This window comes from Streptomyces otsuchiensis (genome assembly GCF_004305975.1).
Taxonomy (GTDB): domain Bacteria; phylum Actinomycetota; class Actinomycetes; order Streptomycetales; family Streptomycetaceae; genus Streptomyces; species Streptomyces otsuchiensis.
The window spans coordinates 1-4,328 of the sequence record NZ_BHZI01000387.1 but is presented as its reverse complement, the minus strand read 5'-3'; the positions used below and the strand labels follow the sequence as shown (position 1 = coordinate 4,328).

5 protein-coding genes and 1 pseudogene are annotated in these 4,328 nt (G+C 75.9%); all 6 read right to left on the bottom strand.

The genetic code is table 11. From position 1 onward, the window contains the following. A pseudogene (locus tag E0D90_RS24040) lies at positions 1-388 on the bottom strand (hypothetical protein); the annotation flags it as partial. Between the two features lie 254 nt (positions 389-642). Then, positions 643-2,004: a type VII secretion integral membrane protein EccD gene (gene eccD / locus E0D90_RS24035; RefSeq protein ID WP_130800061.1), complete on the bottom strand. Its 1,362-nt coding sequence runs from the start codon at positions 2,002-2,004 to the stop codon at positions 643-645. Beyond that, positions 2,001-2,369, bottom strand: a complete 369-nt coding sequence (locus E0D90_RS24030) for a hypothetical protein (protein WP_103500160.1) — start codon at positions 2,367-2,369, stop codon at positions 2,001-2,003. Before E0D90_RS24030 ends, eccD begins: the two co-directional genes overlap by 4 nt. 304 nt (positions 2,370-2,673) lie before the next feature. Then, positions 2,674-2,979 (bottom strand): pore-forming ESAT-6 family protein, encoded by a 306-nt coding sequence (locus E0D90_RS24025; RefSeq protein WP_103500159.1) that lies wholly within the window; start codon positions 2,977-2,979, stop codon positions 2,674-2,676. Positions 2,980-3,019: 40 nt separating this feature from the next. Continuing rightward, positions 3,020-3,343 carry a hypothetical protein gene (locus E0D90_RS24020; RefSeq protein ID WP_103500158.1) on the bottom strand — a complete coding sequence of 108 codons (324 nt, stop codon included), beginning with the start codon at positions 3,341-3,343 and terminating at the stop codon, positions 3,020-3,022. Positions 3,344-3,591: 248 nt separating this feature from the next. Beyond that, a partial coding sequence (locus tag E0D90_RS24015; RefSeq protein ID WP_130800060.1) for a M23 family metallopeptidase occupies positions 3,592-4,328 on the bottom strand: 737 nt, incomplete at its 5' end.

The window sequence follows — 4,328 nt, the reverse complement described above, 5'->3', positions numbered from 1 at the left end:
GGGCAGGGGCAGGCGGCAGGGCGGTACCGAGCGGCAGGGTGTACGACGGCGGCCGGGCACCCGGGGCGGCCTGTGGTGCCGCCCGCGGGTCGGTGGGCGCGCCGCCGCGTACGACGGTGCGCGGGTCGACGCGCGCCGTGCCGTCCGGTTGGGGTGAGGAGGTGGACGCCGGGCCACGTCGCGGATCGGCCCCGGTCCGCGCCCGGTTGGGGGCGGCCGCGCCGGTCGGACCGGCCGGTCCGCGCGGGTCCGGTCTGCTGCCGTCGTGCTCGGCGTCCGTCTCGGGCCGCTGGGCGTCGTCGGGCCGCTGCGCCTCTTCCGGCCGCCGGGCGTCGCCCGGTCGCTGGACGCGCTGCGGCACGTCGCGCTGCCAGTTCTCCCCCGTCACCGCGGGATCTCCTCAATGCCGGTCCGCCGGCCACGGGGGCCGCACGGGTGCTGTCGGTCGGTCGGGCCTGGGCGGGCGCGCCGCCTCCGGACGGGGGTCGCACACGTCGCGGGCGCTCTCCCGCGTGCGCCCGGGAGCCGTACGGGGCCGCATCCGGACATGGCGCCGGGCCCTCGCCGGGGTGTCGCGGTGGATCCGCCGGAGATCCGCCGGGGCGTGGGCGGGCCGGTGGCGGGCGTGGCCGGGGCCATCGGTCAGAAGGTGTCGAGCAGTTGTCCGTACACCCCGAACACTCCCACAGCGACCGGGAGCAGGGCCACCACGGCGAGGGACTCCGCCGTGGTGGCGAGACGACGGGCGCGGACGCGGGTGTGCTCGGCGGGGCGGACGGCGGCGAAGGCCACCGCGGCCAGGGCGAGGAGCCCCAGCGCGAGCACGGGCAGGATCTCCTCTCCGAGCGTCGCGGACCAGCCCAGGACCAGCCGCACCAGGACGGCAGTGCCGGCGGCGACCAGCGCGACCACGCTGACGGCCAGCGGGTACATCCGCGCCCAGGAGAGCAGCACCACGGCGGTGAGCGCCGCGATCGTCGCGGTCCAGCCGGCCCACGCGCCCAGCGCCAGCCAGCAGCCGGCCGCGCCGGACACGGCGGTGATCACGACCGCGAGGGCGAGGCCGTAGTGGGTGGCGTCCAGGGCTGTGCCGACCTCGGTCCGGCTGGCCGCGGTGCCGGCGGCGTGCCGGTCGTCGAGTCGCGTCATGCCGGAGGCGGTCAGCGCCAGCCGGGGCAGCAGCCCGACGGTGAACGCGGCGGTGACGGCCAGGACGGTGCCCAGCTGGGCACGTTCCTCCGCGGTGGAGATCCCGGTCAGCAGCCCGACGGCCAGCCAGAGCCCGCCGGTGGCGGTCAGCGCGGCGGCGCCGAGGTGGCCACCGCGGCCGAGGGGCGTGAACCGGCCCAGCAGGATGAGGACCGTCGCGCACAGCAGGGTGACGGCCGCGAGGGTGTGCCCGGCCTCCCAGGCGTGCTGGAGGGCCAGTTGGCGGATGAGGACCAGGCCGAGCGCGGCGCCCGTCAGCAGGGTGATCGCGCCCGTCTCACGTCGGCGCGTCAGCAGTGCGGCCACCGCCGAGGCGAGGACCAGCAGGACGGTGCCGGCCAGCCACGGGACGACCGGGTCGGTGCCGAAGGTGTCCACGGCCAGCAGCGCGGCGGCGAGGGCGAGCAGCACCGAGGCCACGCCGGAGGTCCACAGCCGGCTGCGGTCGCCCCACCGCCAGCGGCGGGCGGGCAGTTCGTCGGCGACGGCGTCGGAGACGTCGTGCACCACGGGCGCGGCCGGCAGTTCCTCCTCACGGACCAGGCGGAGCACGGCGCCGTCCAGCACGGCCGCGAAGGCCAGGGAGGAACCGAGCGGGATCTCCCGGCCCGCGGCGGTGACGAGCCTCCGGGCCATCGGGTGGTGGCCGGGGGCCTCGCCCAGGACGCGCAGCACGTCGGGGAGCATCAGTCCGACCGGCACCTCGGCCGACAGTGAGAGGTCGGCCCGCCGGGTCTCGCCGATGACGGTGACCCGGCGGTCGGCCGAGGTGTGGGTCCAGGTCTCCACGCTCACCGCGCCGTCACCGCCGAGGCCGCGCGACGTTCGGTGTCCTCGCCCGGTACGGCCGGCGTCGCGACCGCCATCGCGGGCGCGACCGCGGTGGCAGGAGGGGCCGCGATGACAGGGGGGACGGGTTCGGCCGTCATGCTCCGCACGCCGAATCCGCCGCCCTCACCCATGAACCGTTCCGAGATGAAGGACCAGCCCAGGCAGCCCGCGCAGAGCACGGCGGCCAGGGCCACTCCCCCCAGGACCTTCCGGGTGTTCTCGTCCGCCTCGCGCCGCGTCCGGTCCGGCCCGAAGACCAGCGCGTCGCGCAGCCGGCGTCTGCGGACCGCGACGGATTCCAGCAGCTGGCTGTCGTAGTCTCTGGCCATCTCTCCCCCGCCGCGGCCGGTGTCCGCCGGGCCGCCCGGTCGTGCGTGTCAGATCGTGCTGTGCCGTGCAGTGCCGTGCTGTGCCGTGTCTCGCGTGCCGTGCGGGTGCGGGCGCGGCACGGCGCGTCCGGTGCCCGACGGCGTTCGGTACCCGGCGGCGCCGTGCGGTCCGGGCCGGGTACTGCTGTGCCGGGGCCGCCGTTCCGCGTGACGTCCGGTCATGCCCGCCGGGCCTCGTGCGGAGCCGGGACGCCGCGGAGGTCCGCGCCGCCCCGACTTCGTCCGGCGATCGAGGTGGGGCCGCTCAGCGGATGTTGGCGACCGCGGCGGCCGCGCGCTGCGAGGTCTGCTGCGCGATGCCGTCGTTCTCCTCCAGCACCCGCTTCAGCTCGTCGATGATGATGCGGACGTTCTCGGCGGTCGTCCCCCAGTCGGACTCGACCGCGCCGTACTCCTCGGAGACGTTGTCCGCGTGGAAGTCGGCGAGCGCCTTCTTCACGTCGGCGTTGCGGTCGCCGGTGAGCAGTTCCAGCGTGCTGACGATCTGGGCGATCGTCATCTCGGTCTCCGCCGAGGCGCTGGTGTCGTAGGCAAGCCTGTTGTCGGCCATGGCCGAATCCCCTCTCCCCTTGGTGGTCGGTGACGCGCGCTCAGAACCGGGCGGCGTCGAAGTTCTGCGAGCCCATGGAGCGCTGCGCGGCGGTCTCCTGCTGCTCGTCGCCGGAGAAGAACGCCTCGGTCATGCCGGCCTGGCCCTCCCGGATGCGGCCGAGGGCCACTCCGAGCGACGCCGCGATCTCGTCGGTGTTGTTCTTGAACTGCTGGAAGGCGGCGCGGCCCCGGCCGCTGAACTTGCCCTCCAGCGGTTCCACCGAGGCGACCAACCGGTCGACGAGGGCGACCAGTTGCTCGGAGGACAGGTCAGTGTCCTTGTTCAGGGTCGGCAGCGCCGTGGTCCCCATGTCGAACTTCAAGATCCCCGCTCCCGTCTCGAGACGAGGCCGCGCACCGTCGATGCCCCCGATGCGCGCCCCCTTTGCCAGGTACCTACGTCTACACCCCGGCTCATACGGCCGCAACCGCCTGCGGGCGCACTGTGACAGGGCCATGACGTTGTGCGTACCTCACGCCGTCGGCGGGAACGGCCCGGGGCCCGGCGTGGGTTGTGCCGAAGACGGGGAGCGGCGGTGGAGGCGGACGGTCACGGACGGCGGGTGTGGCGTCAGTCGATGGCGACGCCGTTGCGGCGCAGGTAGTCCAGCGGGTCGATGTCCGTTCCGTACTCGCGGCCGGAGCGGACCTCGAAGTGGAGGTGCGGGCCGGTGGAGCGTCCCGTGTTGCCGGAGGCGCCGATCCGCTCCCCGCCGCGCAGCTCGTCCCCGACCGCTGCCTCCACGGCGGACAGGTGCGCGTACAGCACATGGTGGCCGTCCCTCATGCGCGTCACCACGGTCTCGCCGTAGTCGCCGGACGTGCCGGCCAGCACCACCGTGCCGGGGCCGACCGCGTAGACCGGCTCCCCCTCGGGGAGCGCGAAGTCGACGCCGGTGTGGTAGCCGGCCTGCCAGCCGCCGGGCGTCCCGTAGTGGGCGGAGACCGGGTGGCGGGCGTCCACCGGGCGGGTCCAGCCGCCCGCGGTCTGGGTCGCTTGCGCGGCGGCGTCGAACATCCAGGGGACGTACCCGGGGAAGCTCCCACCGCCGGTGCCGGTGCCCGGGAAGAAGCCCTCCACGGCCTCCAGGGCCTCCAGGGCGGCGCCCGCGCCGGGGCCGGGCGGGCCGCCGGCGCCCGGCAGTCCGCGTTCGGCGGACTCCGGGATCGTCCGGCCCGCACGCTCCGGGGCGGAGCGGGGCGCGGGCGGCGGGGCCGCGTCGGCCAGGGAGGTGACGGCGGCGCCGGTACCGTCGCCGCCGCCGCCGGTGCCGACGCCTGTACCGGGCGGGTCCGCGTCCGGGGTGG